Source organism: Sphingobacterium sp. UBA3519 (assembly GCF_002377215.1).
Lineage (GTDB): Bacteria > Bacteroidota > Bacteroidia > Sphingobacteriales > Sphingobacteriaceae > Sphingobacterium > Sphingobacterium multivorum.
The window spans coordinates 39,782-54,039 of sequence record NZ_DFPI01000025.1; the positions used below are offsets into that span (position 1 = coordinate 39,782).

Consider the following 14,258-nt stretch of genomic DNA (forward strand, 5'->3'; position numbering starts at 1 on the left):
CAGGAAAACAATTTTGAATTTTCAAGATTATAGCAATATAATGAGAGCTAAAATAGACGCAACAACCTTCATAACTAAACTCTTTTTTTCGATAACGCTCGTACTAACGGTGTCCATGGCTTTTGCCCAAAACAAGACCGTAACCGGTACAGTTAAAGATGCAAAGACCAAGAATCCTATACCCTATGCTACCGTAGCCGTCGTTGGCGCTCCGGCTTCTGCTGGAACCACGACGTCGACCAATGCAAATGGTGAATTTAAACTTGTCTTTCCAACATCGTATGTAAAAATCAGAGCAAGTTACATTGGGTATGACAGCAAAGACGCTTTTGTTACGAATGATGCAACGCAAACAAAAGAAATTCTGATGGATCAACAAGACAACATGCTGGAAGAAGTTGTTGTCAAGGCCACAAAGAAAAAATACAGCAACAAAGATAATCCTGCTGTCGCACTGATCCGAAAAGTCATCGAGAATAAGGAGAAAAATAGACTTTCAGGACAACAATATGCTGAATTTGACCAGTATGAGAAGATGTCTTTAGGACTGAGCAATCTTTCGGAGAAATTCGTCAATAAAAAAATATTCAAAAACTATCAATTTCTTTTTGAAACGGACGACTCCGCTAAAACAGCCAACAAATATGTTTTGCCTGCCTTTATTGAAGAAAAAATGTCCAAGGTATATTACCGTAAAGATCCAAGCAAAACCAAACAGTATATCCTTGGTGACCAACGGGCACAATTTGACCCTAGATTTATTGATAATGATGGTCTGACAGCCTACTTCAATAAACTTTACGAACAAGTTGATATTTACGACAACAACATTTCATTGGTTACCAATCAGTTTTTAAGTCCAATTGCAAATTCCGCTCCTACTTTTTATAAGTTTTTTATAACGGATACCATTAAGACTGTTCAACCCTGGTTGGTCGAATTAAGCTTCTTTCCACGCAACAAGGCCGACATGTTATTTAAAGGTCAACTGTATGTGACGCTAGACGGCAATTATGCAGTGCAGGGCGCCAATATGACTGTGGCCGATGATATCAATCTAAACTTTGTACGTGACCTTCAGATACAGCTTAAATTTGAGAAAGACAGCAAAAGTCGCTTCTACCTAAAAACAAGTACCCTGGGTATCGATTTTTCTTTAACGGAAAAAGGCATGGGGATCCGCGGAAGTCGTACAGTTGATTACAACAATTACAAAGTCGGCATTCAGCGTCCTGATAGTACCTATGATGGTCCATCTACGGTCATTGCCTATAATGTAGAAAATAAGAAAGCGATTAAAACATTGTTTGAAACACAACGTCCGCTTGTCCTTGCGCAAAACGAACTGAATATTTATCATAATATTGATACCTTACAAAAGATTCCTTCATTCCGTTCGTTCATGGATATCGCTGCCTTATTGCTGTCAGGATACAAACAGGCCGGCCCAGTTGAGATCGGTCCAGTCAATACATTCTATAGCTTTAATCCCGTAGAAGGTTTCCGTTTACGTGTCGGCGGACGTACAACAGAAGCGCTAAGCAAGCGTTTCTATGCTGAATCGTATGCGGCCTATGGTTTTAAAGATCAGAAATGGAAATACTTTTTCAGCGGTACCTACGCATTTAACAACAAATCGGTCTACTCCTTCCCAATGCACTACATCAGGGCCTCTTATAAAAAGGATACGAAGATTCCAGGACAAAAACTGGAATTTATTCAGGAAGACAACTTCTTGCTGTCTTTCAAACGCGGTGATAATGACCGTTACATCTATGAGACAAATTACGGCTTAGAGTATAAAAAAGAATTTTTAAACCACTTGGCTATTGGCGCGGCATTCAATATCAACAGACAAACACCTGCTGGAAGCCTTACCTACCAGATGGTAGATGCCAACAATGAAAGTAGACTGTTTAATGAATTAAACTCGACAGAAGTATCCGTAAATTTCAGATATGCTCCACATGAAGAGTTCTATCAAGGCAAGATTTACCGGACACCTATATTCAATCAATATCCGATCTTCACGTTCAATTATACTGCTGGAATCAAAGGATTGGCTAAAGGTGAATACAATTATCACAACTTTAATGTTGGTGCATTCAAACGCTTTTATTTTAGTCAATTTGGATTTGCTGACGTAACAGCTGAAGGCAACTATATTGCAGGTAAAGAGATCCCATTCCCTTTCTTGACAATCCATCGTGCCAATCAGACCTATGCTTATCAATTGAACTCGTATAACTTAATGAACTTCCTGGAGTTTGTTAGTGACCACAATGCCTCATTGAACGTGCAGTATTACATGAACGGTTTTCTGTTGAATAAAATTCCTTTGATCAAAAAGCTTAAATTACGTGAAGTATTTAGCTTCAAAGGTGTATATGGCGGACTGCGCAAGGAAAACAATCCTGACGATCCTAACTATGGCTCAAAGGTATTCACTTGGCAGCACAATGCAGAAGGTGTACAGAGTTCTTATACCTTCGGTTCAGAACCTTATATGGAAGCCAGTATCGGTCTATCCAACATTTTTAAAATATTACGCGTGGACTACGTAAAACGTCTAAATTATCTTGATCACGTCGATGCACCAGCTTGGGGTATTCGTGCGCGGGTCAGATTTGACTTCTAATAGTTTCCATAAATTTATAGTATAATTTGAAGCCCTGTTCATATAAATGACGGGGCTTCTTTTTTTGCCCTAGGCTTCCGCAACATCGGCTCCCCCGCCAACAATTTCTGGACGAAATAGCGGGGAAAGCTTCGTACCTGCTTCGTACCTTATTCGGAGATACAACAGATGTTGTACAGATGTTGATCAGATTCCGACCAGCCCCTGACCAGGAATTACCTGGTCAGGGGCTGGTCAATATTTATTGCAAGATTGTCGCCTTCCGAAGCTGGTACGAAGCAGGTACGAACACGATACGAGGAAAGCCCCACTGCATCAGGCCTGCAGACACAAAAACCGATGGCTTATGAACAAAAAAATCCCCCTTGCATAGTACAAGGAGGATAAAATTAGCATATGACGATGGTTAGTTTTTATGTTTAAATGCATCCACACCACTTTGTAGGAATGCCTTGTACTCTTCTACATTGTAGTTGGCACCACTCTGGGGCACCAGTTTTTTGCCCGTCGGATCGACAATAACGTACAGCGGCTGCGAATTGCTATCGAATGTAGCCGCTTGAAAATCGCTGTTTTTCTTGCCGATGGTATTGATCTTTTTGCCACTATACTTTGAAACAAATTGTTCGTTTGCAGCCAGCTCGGTTTTATCATCCACAAAAAGTTCGGCCATCACAAATTCTCCTTTTAATAATTTTGCTACAGCTTTGTCCGTCCAGACATTCGCTTCCATTTTACGACAATTGACACAATTCCAGCCCGTAAAATCAATTAAAACAGGCTTGTTTAATTCTTTAGCCGTAGCTAAGGCCTGGTCGTAATCATAATAAGGATCAAATCCCTTAGGCGTGCCTCTGTCATGAAAAATTTCAGCATATTTTTTCACCTTTCCATCTGAATGCGCAGCAGCTCCGGCACTTACGCCCGAAGAAAGATCAAAATCTTGTGTTGCCGATGGTGGTAAAAAAGCGGAAATTGATTTTAAAGGCGCTCCCCATAAACCCGGCACCATATAGACCACAAAAGAAAAAACAACAATGGCCAAAATAGTTCGAGGAACAGACAGAAATTTCAGCTCACTATCATGGGAGAACTTGATCTTGCCAATCAGGTATAGCCCCATCAACGCAAAAATAGCAATCCATAGCGACAGGAACACCTCTCTATCCAACAAGTTCCAGTGGTAAGCTAGGTCGACATTGGATAAAAATTTCAACGCTAAAGCGAGTTCCAAAAAGCCTAAAACGACTTTTACACTATTCAGCCAACCGCCAGATTTCGGCAAGGATTTAAGCATCGAAGGAAACATCGCGAACAAACCAAAAGGAATGGCCAGGGCAATGGAGAATCCCAGCATCCCAACTGCTGGACCCAATCGCTCGCCTTTCGAAGCTGCCTCAACCAACAGTGTCCCTATAATCGGTCCCGTACAAGAAAATGAAACCAAGGACAAACTGAAGGCCATAAAGAACAACCCCACTAATCCACCTTTATCCGATTTGGCATCCATTTTATTGACAAAGGAGCTTGGCAAGGTAATTTCAAAAGCACCAAAAAAAGATGCCGCAAAGCCCACCAACAACAAAAAGAAAATGAAGTTGAAGATACCGTTGGTGGAAAGTGCATTGAGTGCATCAGACCCGAATGCGATCGTGATAATCATCCCCAGAGCCACATAAATCACAATAATAAATAATCCATATAACAGGGCTTTACTAATACCACTGGCACGACTCCCCGCCTGTTTGGTAAAATAACTCACCGTCAGCGGTAACATCGGAAAAATACAAGGCATCAATAAAGCGGCAAAACCGCCTAAAAGGCCCGCAATAAAGATACTCCACAGCGATTTTTTGCCTTCTGCCCCAGCTTTGTCTACGATTGTCCCAGCTACCGATTTCATCTGGGCGGAATCGGCTTTTACGGTAGCGGTATCTGGAGACTCCTCAAAGGACAGTGAATCGGGACTTATCGTACCATCCGTAAACTCAAGCCCCTCCAACGTGTTTGTTGTATCCGCTTGGGCAAACATTGCCACAGGCGCAACCAACAACAACAAAAGGATTAATAATTTAAAATTGACTTTCATGTTGTGTTATTCTTAGGTATAAATTGGTTTTTGAATAAATGAAACCCGAGGAGCTAGAGACTCCCCGAGTTAACTATAAACATATGAAACTAAATCTTTTTAAGCACCAAATACTGGATTTGCCAATCTGCAAATAGGTTGAAAACCCGAAAAATCAACGTCTGTAGAAAGATACCCTTCTTTTACCGGCTCCTCTTTCACCAAATCGGTACTTAGGTATTTTTTGTTATCATCACAAAGTAAGGTCACCACGACAGCTTCATCGCCCAGCTGCTGCTGTAATTTAATCGCTCCGATTACATTTGCTCCCGAAGAGATTCCAACAGCCAATCCCAATTGGCGCGATAGCTTCTGCGCCATGATAATGGAGTCGCCATCGTTGGCACATACGACCGTATCGAGTTCATCCAAATCCACAATGGCAGGAATAAACTCATCAGATATTCCCTGAATACGGTGTGAACCTACCTTATGCCCTGTAGTTAAGGTTGGACTTTCTGCCGGTTCTAGCGGATGGACGCGGACATTTGGGTTTACCTTTCTTAAGCTTCTACCCACACCCATGACCGTACCACCAGTTCCCACACCAGCAACAAAAGCATCAGCAACTAAGCCCTGTTCTTCCAGTTGCTTGACAATTTCATAACCGGTGGTTTTCTCATGCGCTTCGGCATTATATTGATTCTCGAATTGTCGTGGAAGAAAAACACCACCTTTTGCAGCAAGCTCTTCACTTAAACGAATACTTCCTAAAAAACCGCCTTCTTCTTTGCTTATCAGCTGTATATCGGCACCCATACTGCGAATAATATCGGTACGTTCCTTACTCAGCCAATTAGGCATAATAATCTTTACCTGATGACCAAGTGCTTTACCGATTGCTGAAAAGGCAATCCCTGTGTTGCCACTTGTGGCTTCAATGACAACATCACTCGGCCGGACCTGACAATTCATATACGCTTTGTATAAAATATAAAGCGCCATCCGATCCTTAATGCTACCAGTCAGATTGTAGTTCTCACATTTCACGAAAATTCGTCCGGGTTTACCTTTGTAAGTATACTGTAGTTCCAACATCGGTGTATTTCCGACCAATCTCCACAGATGTTTGAATCTCTTGTCCAATGCAGGTGACAAACACGCACTTAATAATTCTTGTTCAGCCATTTCTTATAAATGATTATTCTGTTGCAAAATTGACCATTGACAAGATAATATTCAACACATCACTATAATTTCAATAAAAATTAAATTAAAAGACATAAAAACCAATAAATAATTCAGAACAATAGCGTATTTTTACAACCGTACCGAAAATATTCAGATTATGGAATTGGATGAAATAGATGTAAAATTATTACGCCTCCTACAACAAGATGCCTCCATGAGCAATAAAGCGCTATCCTTTGAACTTAACAAATCTATCGCTGCTGTTCACGAACGCGTTAGAAAGCTAAAGCGGTTGGGCTACATCAAAAAAACGGTGGCAATTTTGGACCGCCACAAGATAGGTATTGGGTTAATTTCCTTTTCTCAGGTCTTTCTCAAGGCGCATACTTTTGAAGTGTTGAATGAATTCGAAAAAGAGGTAGCTAAATTTCCCGAGGTGATGGAATGCTACCAAATGGCGGGTTCTTACGACTTTATGTTACGTATCGCAACCAAAGATATGGATGCTTATCATATTTTTCTGCGGCATCGACTGGCCGTACTACCGCAAGTAAATACCGTACAGACCTACTTTGTATTATCGGAGACAAAAAGCGAGACGGCCTACCCCCTTTAATCTTTGTCTTAAAAACCCAAGGAATATTGCTGTCATATGCAATAGCATTATTGCATATGACAGCAATGAAAAACTAATTAATCGAACAACAAGGTTCCTGTCACATTCCAGCTACTAAAACTTGTTCCTTCAGGAGCTCCCTGTGGAATCTGCACCTGCATTGTATGGTCGCCTGCTTTTAAATCCCCCAGATCAATGTAGATTGGTGGTGTTACTGTACCCGGGCACCAATTGGAGCGGCTTAGATCGGATGAAGACAGACCTGTGGCAAAATTGCCTGAAGCTGGGTTTGACAAACGGTACGAGCCACAATCATTACGCCACGGCGTGTATTTAAAGCGTAATGAATTGTCTAGGAAAATGCGGTTTTCCTTCGGCACAAACTCATCACCATTGCCCCAGCCTCCATGCCCTGTGGTAATGTAGCGTAATTGCACGTTTTTAGCGTCCTGGTCCAAATGAAACGAAACAGTAAGACCTTTCTCCTTATCAAACATAGATCCATACTCCTGGCCGCCCATTTCCATAACGTTGGTTGTGGTGAATAAAGACATCGTCTTTTTCAGGCTGCCTTTTGAATCGGCATCGAAACCCGGATGCACCGTCAGCTCAACACTCACCTCATGTCCATTTTTATCATAATTGCCAATGAAGGCGCCCACATAGACTTCCTGCTCGCTCAACAGACCAGCCAGTTCCGTTACGTCCTGACGGTATAGCACCGAGTCTTGCCAAACCTTATCCTTTAACTGAAGATAGTTAAACTGCTTAACACCAAAGGGTGTAAAGAAACGCATCAATTCAACAATAGGTTCAAAAGATGCTGTTTTTACAACGCCTTGATAAGCTTTACCATTTCCATTTTCGTACTTAGGCAGGGTACCCATACCATTTTTCATGCCATCCAAAAAGCTTTGCGCCTTGTTGGTCGGGATGATAAAAACTGATCCCGTACGGTCATAGGCATCACCTTTCGATTGTTCGACCAACTGCACAAATACATTATCGCTAGTCTTTATTTTTGGGATTTTCACCTTTTTTACCAAAACAGTCCCATTGGCAAAACGCAAAACAGAATCCGACTTTACATCATCCGCAAAACGTATGCGCTCCTTCCGAAAAACAGGTATTTGGATAAAACGATTTTTCCAGATCAGATCTTTATACGAGAGTTCATCGTACAATTTTTCATTTCCTTTTAATCGCAGTTGCTCCGGTATCGTCTTGACCTTTTCTACTTTGGTGGCAAAAGTCCGTGTATTCCCATTGCGGATCACCTCGAGTACCAAACCAAGGTCCTGACCAAGTTCCGTGGGTGCACCTTTTACCCCTAATTTATCGGTATACCAAACTTCTATTTTATTGGAATTGATGCTGGTCTCCACTTTTTTGCAGGGATAGCCCAAGATTGTTTTAGTCTCGTTTGTCGTGTTAAATTTTTGCTTCGAAAGTGCGAGCGAATCTTTGGTTAGAATGATTGATCCATCTTTGAGTTTAGCAATTTTAAGTAATGCATTGCCTCCGGAACGCTCCACCACAACCCGTTCGTATGGCGGCGCCAACTGTCCCTGCATTTCCTTCGCTGAACTGACAAAAGTCTCCTTTTCATTGGCATAGACGAGGATGGCATTTTGATTGGCAGCTGTATTCCCATTGAAACTTTGGTTATATTGAATGACATAACTCGACAGCTTTTGCCCCTGCGTCGACAATGACAAACATAAAATAGAGGTAAAAAGAATACTTTTCTTCATAGCATGTGTATTGGTTTAGATGCAAAAATAAGAAAGGCTTTAGGAATTCCTAAAGCCTTTCTTATTTTATGCTAAAACGTTTATTTGATCAACCAGATATCCAAGAGGTAGAATACCGCAAAAATCACCGAGGCATAACCATTGGTTGTCATAAAGTCACGATTGACCCGACTTAAATTAGTCGATGAAAACAGGGTATGCTGGTAAATCAGCAATGCACCGTAAAAGGCCACCCCTAAATAATAAATCCAACCGACAGGCATCAAAAATGCTGGTATTAAAATAAATATAAAAGAAAACACATGCAGACCTTCCGAGACGCGCATGGCTCCCTTCGTTCCCAACCAAACGGGTATAGAATTCAGCTGATTGGCCCGATCAAACGCTTCATCCTGCAACGCGTAAATAATATCGAAGCCGCTCACCCAGGTCAACACTGCGAAGCCATAAAGTACCGGAACCGTCGCAAACTGTCCTGTAATAACCATATATGCACCTATTGGAGCCAATCCTAGCCCTGCTCCCAATACAAGATGGCATAAGGGCGTTATGCGCTTCGTATAGGAGTAAAAAAGCACAACAAAAAGTGCAATGGGCGACAACATAAAGCAAAGAGAATTGATAAAATATGTCGCTGCGATAAAAATAAGGCAATTTACTAACGTAAAAATCAATGCATTTTTAGCAGAAATTTTTCCGGCAGGAATATCACGCATGGCCGTTCGCGGATTAATGGCATCAATATCGCGATCCAAATAACGATTGAATGCCATAGCGGCATTACGGGCCGTTACCATACACACGAGCATCAAAACCAATAATTTCCACGAAAAGGTGTAGTCCGTTGTATGCAATGCCAAAAAGAAACCGATGAAGGCAAATGGTAATGCAAATACACTATGGGCAAATAAAACTAAGGACAAGTATTTTTTCATCTGAACTTGATCTAGCTAAAACTGTTCGTTTCCTTCGGGTTCAGGGCGAACAAATCGGCCATTAACTTCATCAATAGCTTCTAAAATAGGCTCATGCCCCATTTTCTTTTCTGCTGAAGTTAGGAAAATCGGCGGCACCTCTTCAAACCATTGAAGCAATGATTTTTTAAATTTCGCAATATTCACATCGGATTTGACAGTCGATTGCTTGTCTGCCTTGGTAAAAACCAACATAAAGGGTAAACCACATTCGCCCAACCAATAGCAAAAATCCAAGTCTATCTTCTGTGGTTCATGACGGCTATCTACCAATACAAAAACACATTGCAAATTGTCCCGATGGGTAAGATACCTGCGGATGAACTTCTCCCATTCCGTGCGACTTGTTTTAGAGGCTTTGGCAAAACCATAACCGGGCAAATCCACCAGATACCAGGTATCGTCGATGATAAAATGATTGATCAACTGAGTCTTACCAGGCTTTTGGGAGGTCTTGGCAAGTCCTTTCTTGTTGGTCATTGCATTGATCAACGATGATTTACCGACATTTGAACGTCCGATAAACGCATACTCCGGCAAATTGGGTGCAGGTAATTTGTCAACTCTCGTGTTACTGCACACGAATTCGGCTTTTTTCACTTCCATGGAACAAAGGTACGTTAAATGAATCCCTTTGACAAGATGTGTACCGCTTCTATTCCATAAAAAAGCTCCGTCTCCTATTTAATTGGCCAGGGACTAAAATGTCCCCAATTATTTTTAACTTTCACTTCAAACGATTCATCAAACAACTGAGCGCATCCCGAAGATGCACTATGCGGTTGGGTATACGTCTTATTAGCCAAATAAAAGAAGTCCTGCATGCCATAAAAAAAATAAATCTTGTAATAAGAAGTCCAGTAGGTAAAATGGAAACATCACCAAACAAGAAATTTTTCGGAGCTGCTGTAACAATTCAGCTGCTCAAGATACTAATCACATAAATAAACGTCAGTCTTTGGGAAAAAAGGAATATTTCTAACAAACTCAAAGAACGAATTAATTAAACCTTAAAATAGATGTTACTCGAAATCAATCATGTCACCAAAGATTACGCCAATCACCGTGCATTGGACGACGTATCCATTCAAATCCCAAAGGGTAAAATTTTCGGACTATTGGGGCCAAACGGGGCTGGAAAAACGTCCCTGATCCGTATTATTAACCAAATTACCGCGCCCGATTCCGGTGAGATTTTGTTTAATGGCGAAGCGCTGGGTCCACAGCATATTGCACAAATCGGCTATTTACCCGAAGAGCGGGGGCTGTACAAAAAAATGAAAATCGGCGATCAAATGTTGTATTTGGCGCAACTTAAAGGACTTTCCAAGCGAGAAGCCCTAGCACGCATCCAAGATTGGTGCCAGCGCCTGGACATCACATCCTGGTTGGACAAAAAAATTGAAGATCTCAGTAAAGGTATGCAGCAAAAAGTACAATTTGTCGCCACGGTCATCCACCAACCACAATTGATTATCTTGGATGAACCCTTTTCGGGATTTGATCCCGTCAATGCCAATATCATAAAAGAACAGATTCTCCGATTGAATCAAGAGGGGGCGACCATTATATTCTCCACACACCGTATGGAGACTGTGGAAGAGCTTTGCGATAATATCGCCCTCATCAACCGATCCAAGAAAATACTCGATGGTTCCGTACAGGCGATTAAAAAAGAATACCGAAATCAAACCTATCGATTAGAATATACAGCCAATGAAGATAATTTTCTTCTATCCGAAGACAGCCTATTTAAGGTCATCACGTCCACAAAGCACGACAAAACATACAACACTACAATTCAGCTAAATAACAATATTCATATCAATAATGTCTTAATGCGTTTCTTACCCCAAATACAGCTCAACCAGTTGATCGAAATCGTTCCCTCTATGGCGGATATTTTCATTCAAAAAGTTACTCAAGTCTCACCCCTATCTCAAGATCATGCATAAAATACTACTTATCATTCAACGGGAATACCTATCCCGTGTCAAGAAAAAATCTTTTATTGTCATGACTTTTGCCGTGCCATTGTTCTTTTTTGCATTGTATGCAGGCATGTTTTATCTGACAAAAAAGAGCTTTAAAGATTCACACACCGAAGTCTTTATTTTAGATGAACAAGGCGACTTTGCGGGAAAACTGCAAAGCAATAAAAATGTAAGTTATACAATCAGTAAACTGGATCTCCAGGCACAAAAAGCGCAGCTGACCCAAAGTGAAGGAAAACAGTCGATCCTTTATATCCCAAAAGATATTTTAACAAGCCAAAGAGCCGAACTGATTACCGGAGGCAAGACCAGCTTTGTCATACAGGAGATCATTAGTGGACAGCTGGAAGAGATCATCCGTGAAAAGGAATATAAAGCCAAGGGAATTGACCTGCAGATTATCCAGTCCATTAAGCCGAAAGTCAGCATCGATGCAAAAGAAATAACTGCCGACGGCGAAGAAAAGAACAGCAACACGGCCATTGCAATGGGCCTTGGTGTCGCTTTGGCTATCTTAGTCTATCTATCCCTGTTTCTTTATGGTGCCCAGGTAATGCGTGGTATTATCGAAGAAAAGAGCAATCGTATCATCGAAGTTATTATTTCCTCGGTCAAGCCCTTTCAGCTCATGATGGGTAAAATTGTTGGAATCGGTATGGTTGGACTGACACAGTTTGTCATGTGGCTTGTACTTACAGGAGGCCTGTTTATCACAGCAACGCTACTCTTTGTCAATCCGCAGGACATGCAGGAAGTCGCCGCAAGCCAACCTGGAGCGGGTAATATGAGTACCGTATCAAAAGCTATGGCCCAGAATGATTCCGCTTCGATCCTTACGTCGATCCAAAGCTTTAATTTCACGGAGGTCATCATTTTCTTCTTTCTGTTTTTTATTGCCGGATACCTATTGTATAGTGCTATTTTCGCTGCTGCAGGCTCAGCTGTCGACAACGAAACAGAGGCCAATCAGTTTTCCATGCCCATTACCATGCCCTTGCTATTGACCTATATTCTTTCTTTCGGCGTCATTATCAATGATCCCAATGGACCGATTGCAACATGGTTGAGCTTTATTCCATTCACCTCACCGATCGCCATGCTCGTTCGCATACCTTTTGGTGTACCCCTATGGCAGATCCTGACCTCGTTGACCTTGCTCATACTGACCTTCTTATTGGTAACCTGGGTCGCTGCACGTATCTACCGCGTCGGCATTTTGATCTATGGAAAAAAGGCAAATCTCAAAGAAATCATCAAATGGTTCAATTACAAAAGTTAGTTATGTACTGAACTAATTACGCATGGCTGTCGGATATCCCCGATCTATGTCAGCGCTCAACTAAAAGAACGGGGCCAAATTGCAAGCAATTTGGCCCCGTTCTTTTAAGCCCCCGATTAGGATGCGATCAGATGCAATGCGATCAGCTCCTAAGGACAGCTCAATTAATATCTTAATTTCAATTTTTTAAAGACAAAATGCCACAGCCATATCGGTCCGACAAGTAAAAACTGCAGAAACTGTTGTCCTGTGATTTTCTTCTTTTCCTTTCCCTTACCGATAAACAGCGCGACAATAGATAGCAATGCGATTCCCAAACACACCCAGATGACAGCCGGGCCACCGTTCTTCTGTACGTATTCCAGTTGCACGATAAAGAAACTCATACCCCCGATCGAGAATAATATCGCATAGGACAAGGTTGCAGACAGCTTTAAATAATAATAAATGACAATAGCGATGAAGAAAGAGCCCCAATTCAAAAAGGTATGCCAATTGAGTTTGACCAAGAATTCGAACTGTGGAAATGGAATCATCCAGATGCAGCCCATGATACCAAAAAATAATAATGGTAAAAAGATGGCCTGAATCAGGCGGTTGGTCGGATCCTGAAAATTAGCATCCAGCTCCGCAAAATACTTATCTACGGGACGTAAAGGTTCGACTTCTTGAACTTTCTTCTTTTGTTTCATTCGGCAAATTTAACAAATATTGAGCATGCCTTAGGTCTTAAAAATGATAATATTCCCTATTTTTTGGTCTGCCGTAGGTCATTATCTGCTTTCAGGGCAAACAAACTCGCTTACTCCTATTCTATTCCGTAATATTGCAGCATGAAGTCTTACAAACATATCTTATTCGATCTGGACGGAACCCTGACCGACCCTGCAGAAGGGATTACAAAATGTATTGCCTATGCCTTGGAGTCCAAAGGCATCCATACAGCCGATCTGAATAGCCTCAAACCCTTGATCGGTCCGCCCCTTAAAGATTCTTTCATACATACCTTTGGATTTGGGGAAAGCGAAGCAATTGCCTGTGTAGAAAAATATCGGGAGCGCTTTTCAGCCATAGGACTGTACGAGAACATCCTGTTTGATCGCATACCCGAGCTTTTAACGCTCCTGAAAACAAAAGGGTACAGCATCTATCTGGCGACCTCCAAACCCGAAATATTCGCCCACAAAATATTACAACACTTTGAAATAAATACCTATTTTGATTTTGCTGGTGGAAGCGCTTTGGACGATTCCAGACCGACCAAAACCAGCGTCATCCAATATGTCATGGAAAAGGCCAAACTAACAAATCCACAGGAATGCCTCATGATCGGCGATCGTAAACATGATCTGATTGGCGCAAGGGAAACTGCCATGGATGCTGTTGGCGTACTGTATGGCTATGGTAGCCAAGCCGAACTCGAGCAGGAGTCACCGACCTATCTCATCCAGACAGTGCCTGACCTGATCGAATTTTTCAATTAAAAAATAGGGATCCTAAATTAAAGACAATTTAGGTTGAGTCCATTTAGGTCAACTTGATTCAAGTCTAGTCTATTCAAGTTCAGTCTATTCAAGTCTGGTCTATTCAGATCAATTCCAATACAGTCTATTGACACCAATTCAAGTCCATTCGCCAGGCAAGACACAAGTCAATTCAGGCTAATTCTACTCAGGCCAAGTTTATTGAGAACAGTTCAAGTCAATACCCAAACACCTTGAATAACTGAAATCATCCTGTTGAG

General features: G+C 41.5%; 11 protein-coding genes. 5 read left to right on the forward strand and 6 right to left on the reverse strand.

Going from position 1 to position 14,258, the window contains the following annotated elements; genetic code table 11:
• Window positions 1-115 precede the first annotated feature (115 nt).
• Complete coding sequence (locus B3297_RS15465; protein ID WP_286779117.1) at window positions 116-2,638, forward strand: DUF5686 and carboxypeptidase-like regulatory domain-containing protein; 2,523 nt, start codon at window positions 116-118, stop codon at window positions 2,636-2,638.
• 406 nt (window positions 2,639-3,044) lie between these two features.
• Here the strand turns inward: B3297_RS15465 and B3297_RS15470 are convergent, their stop codons facing one another.
• Both B3297_RS15470 and B3297_RS15475 read right to left on the reverse strand, forming a co-directional pair.
• Window positions 3,045-4,727: a protein-disulfide reductase DsbD family protein gene (locus B3297_RS15470; protein WP_286779118.1), complete on the reverse strand. Its 1,683-nt coding sequence runs from the start codon at window positions 4,725-4,727 to the stop codon at window positions 3,045-3,047.
• Window positions 4,728-4,826: 99 nt separating this feature from the next.
• A complete protein-coding gene (locus B3297_RS15475) occupies window positions 4,827-5,894 on the reverse strand; it encodes a PLP-dependent cysteine synthase family protein (RefSeq protein WP_286779119.1) in 1,068 nt (355 codons plus the stop codon).
• Between the two features lie 160 nt (window positions 5,895-6,054).
• On the opposite strand from B3297_RS15475, the gene B3297_RS15480 reads away from it, so the two are divergent.
• Window positions 6,055-6,513 (forward strand): Lrp/AsnC family transcriptional regulator, encoded by a 459-nt coding sequence (locus B3297_RS15480; RefSeq protein WP_046675839.1) that lies wholly within the window; start codon window positions 6,055-6,057, stop codon window positions 6,511-6,513.
• Between the two features lie 77 nt (window positions 6,514-6,590).
• On the opposite strand, the gene B3297_RS15485 is transcribed toward B3297_RS15480, so the two are convergent.
• The 3 genes from B3297_RS15485 to yihA all read right to left on the reverse strand — a co-directional run bounded on the left by B3297_RS15485 (window position 6,591) and on the right by yihA (window position 9,847).
• A complete protein-coding gene (locus B3297_RS15485) occupies window positions 6,591-8,267 on the reverse strand; it encodes a PNGase F N-terminal domain-containing protein (protein ID WP_286779120.1) in 1,677 nt (558 codons plus the stop codon).
• An 80-nt stretch (window positions 8,268-8,347) separates the two neighbouring features.
• Window positions 8,348-9,202: a UbiA-like polyprenyltransferase gene (locus B3297_RS15490; RefSeq protein ID WP_286754414.1), complete on the reverse strand. Its 855-nt coding sequence runs from the start codon at window positions 9,200-9,202 to the stop codon at window positions 8,348-8,350.
• Window positions 9,203-9,217: 15 nt separating this feature from the next.
• Window positions 9,218-9,847 (reverse strand): ribosome biogenesis GTP-binding protein YihA/YsxC, encoded by a 630-nt coding sequence (yihA, locus tag B3297_RS15495; RefSeq protein ID WP_046676372.1) that lies wholly within the window; start codon window positions 9,845-9,847, stop codon window positions 9,218-9,220.
• A gap of 413 nt (window positions 9,848-10,260) precedes the next feature.
• Between yihA and B3297_RS15500 the strand changes: the two genes are divergently transcribed.
• The gene (locus tag B3297_RS15500) at window positions 10,261-11,196 is read left to right on the forward strand and encodes an ABC transporter ATP-binding protein (protein WP_115048061.1); all 936 of its coding nucleotides are present in this window, start codon (window positions 10,261-10,263) and stop codon (window positions 11,194-11,196) included.
• Window positions 11,189-12,514: an ABC transporter permease gene (locus tag B3297_RS15505; RefSeq protein ID WP_286754413.1), complete on the forward strand. Its 1,326-nt coding sequence runs from the start codon at window positions 11,189-11,191 to the stop codon at window positions 12,512-12,514. Before B3297_RS15500 ends, B3297_RS15505 begins: the two co-directional genes overlap by 8 nt.
• A gap of 164 nt (window positions 12,515-12,678) precedes the next feature.
• Here the strand turns inward: B3297_RS15505 and B3297_RS15510 are convergent, their stop codons facing one another.
• The gene (locus B3297_RS15510) at window positions 12,679-13,206 is read right to left on the reverse strand and encodes an Mpo1-like protein (RefSeq protein WP_286754412.1); all 528 of its coding nucleotides are present in this window, start codon (window positions 13,204-13,206) and stop codon (window positions 12,679-12,681) included.
• 141 nt (window positions 13,207-13,347) lie between these two features.
• Between B3297_RS15510 and B3297_RS15515 the strand changes: the two genes are divergently transcribed.
• Window positions 13,348-13,998 carry an HAD-IA family hydrolase gene (locus B3297_RS15515; protein ID WP_070569715.1) on the forward strand — a complete coding sequence of 217 codons (651 nt, stop codon included), beginning with the start codon at window positions 13,348-13,350 and terminating at the stop codon, window positions 13,996-13,998.
• Window positions 13,999-14,258 lie beyond the last annotated feature (260 nt).

Bases quoted from the DNA above. Each gene is read 5' to 3' on its own strand.
- B3297_RS15465 (WP_286779117.1), top strand. From the start codon at position 116: ATGGCTTTTGCCCAAAACAAGACCGTAACCGGTACAGTTAAAGATGCA.
- B3297_RS15470 (WP_286779118.1), bottom strand. From the start codon at position 4,727: ATGAAAGTCAATTTTAAATTATTAATCCTTTTGTTGTTGTTGGTTGCG.
- B3297_RS15475 (WP_286779119.1), bottom strand. From the start codon at position 5,894: ATGGCTGAACAAGAATTATTAAGTGCGTGTTTGTCACCTGCATTGGAC.
- B3297_RS15480 (WP_046675839.1), top strand. From the start codon at position 6,055: ATGGAATTGGATGAAATAGATGTAAAATTATTACGCCTCCTACAACAA.
- B3297_RS15485 (WP_286779120.1), bottom strand. From the start codon at position 8,267: ATGAAGAAAAGTATTCTTTTTACCTCTATTTTATGTTTGTCATTGTCG.
- B3297_RS15490 (WP_286754414.1), bottom strand. From the start codon at position 9,202: ATGAAAAAATACTTGTCCTTAGTTTTATTTGCCCATAGTGTATTTGCA.
- yihA (WP_046676372.1), bottom strand. From the start codon at position 9,847: ATGGAAGTGAAAAAAGCCGAATTCGTGTGCAGTAACACGAGAGTTGAC.
- B3297_RS15500 (WP_115048061.1), top strand. From the start codon at position 10,261: ATGTTACTCGAAATCAATCATGTCACCAAAGATTACGCCAATCACCGT.
- B3297_RS15505 (WP_286754413.1), top strand. From the start codon at position 11,189: ATGCATAAAATACTACTTATCATTCAACGGGAATACCTATCCCGTGTC.
- B3297_RS15510 (WP_286754412.1), bottom strand. From the start codon at position 13,206: ATGAAACAAAAGAAGAAAGTTCAAGAAGTCGAACCTTTACGTCCCGTA.
- B3297_RS15515 (WP_070569715.1), top strand. From the start codon at position 13,348: ATGAAGTCTTACAAACATATCTTATTCGATCTGGACGGAACCCTGACC.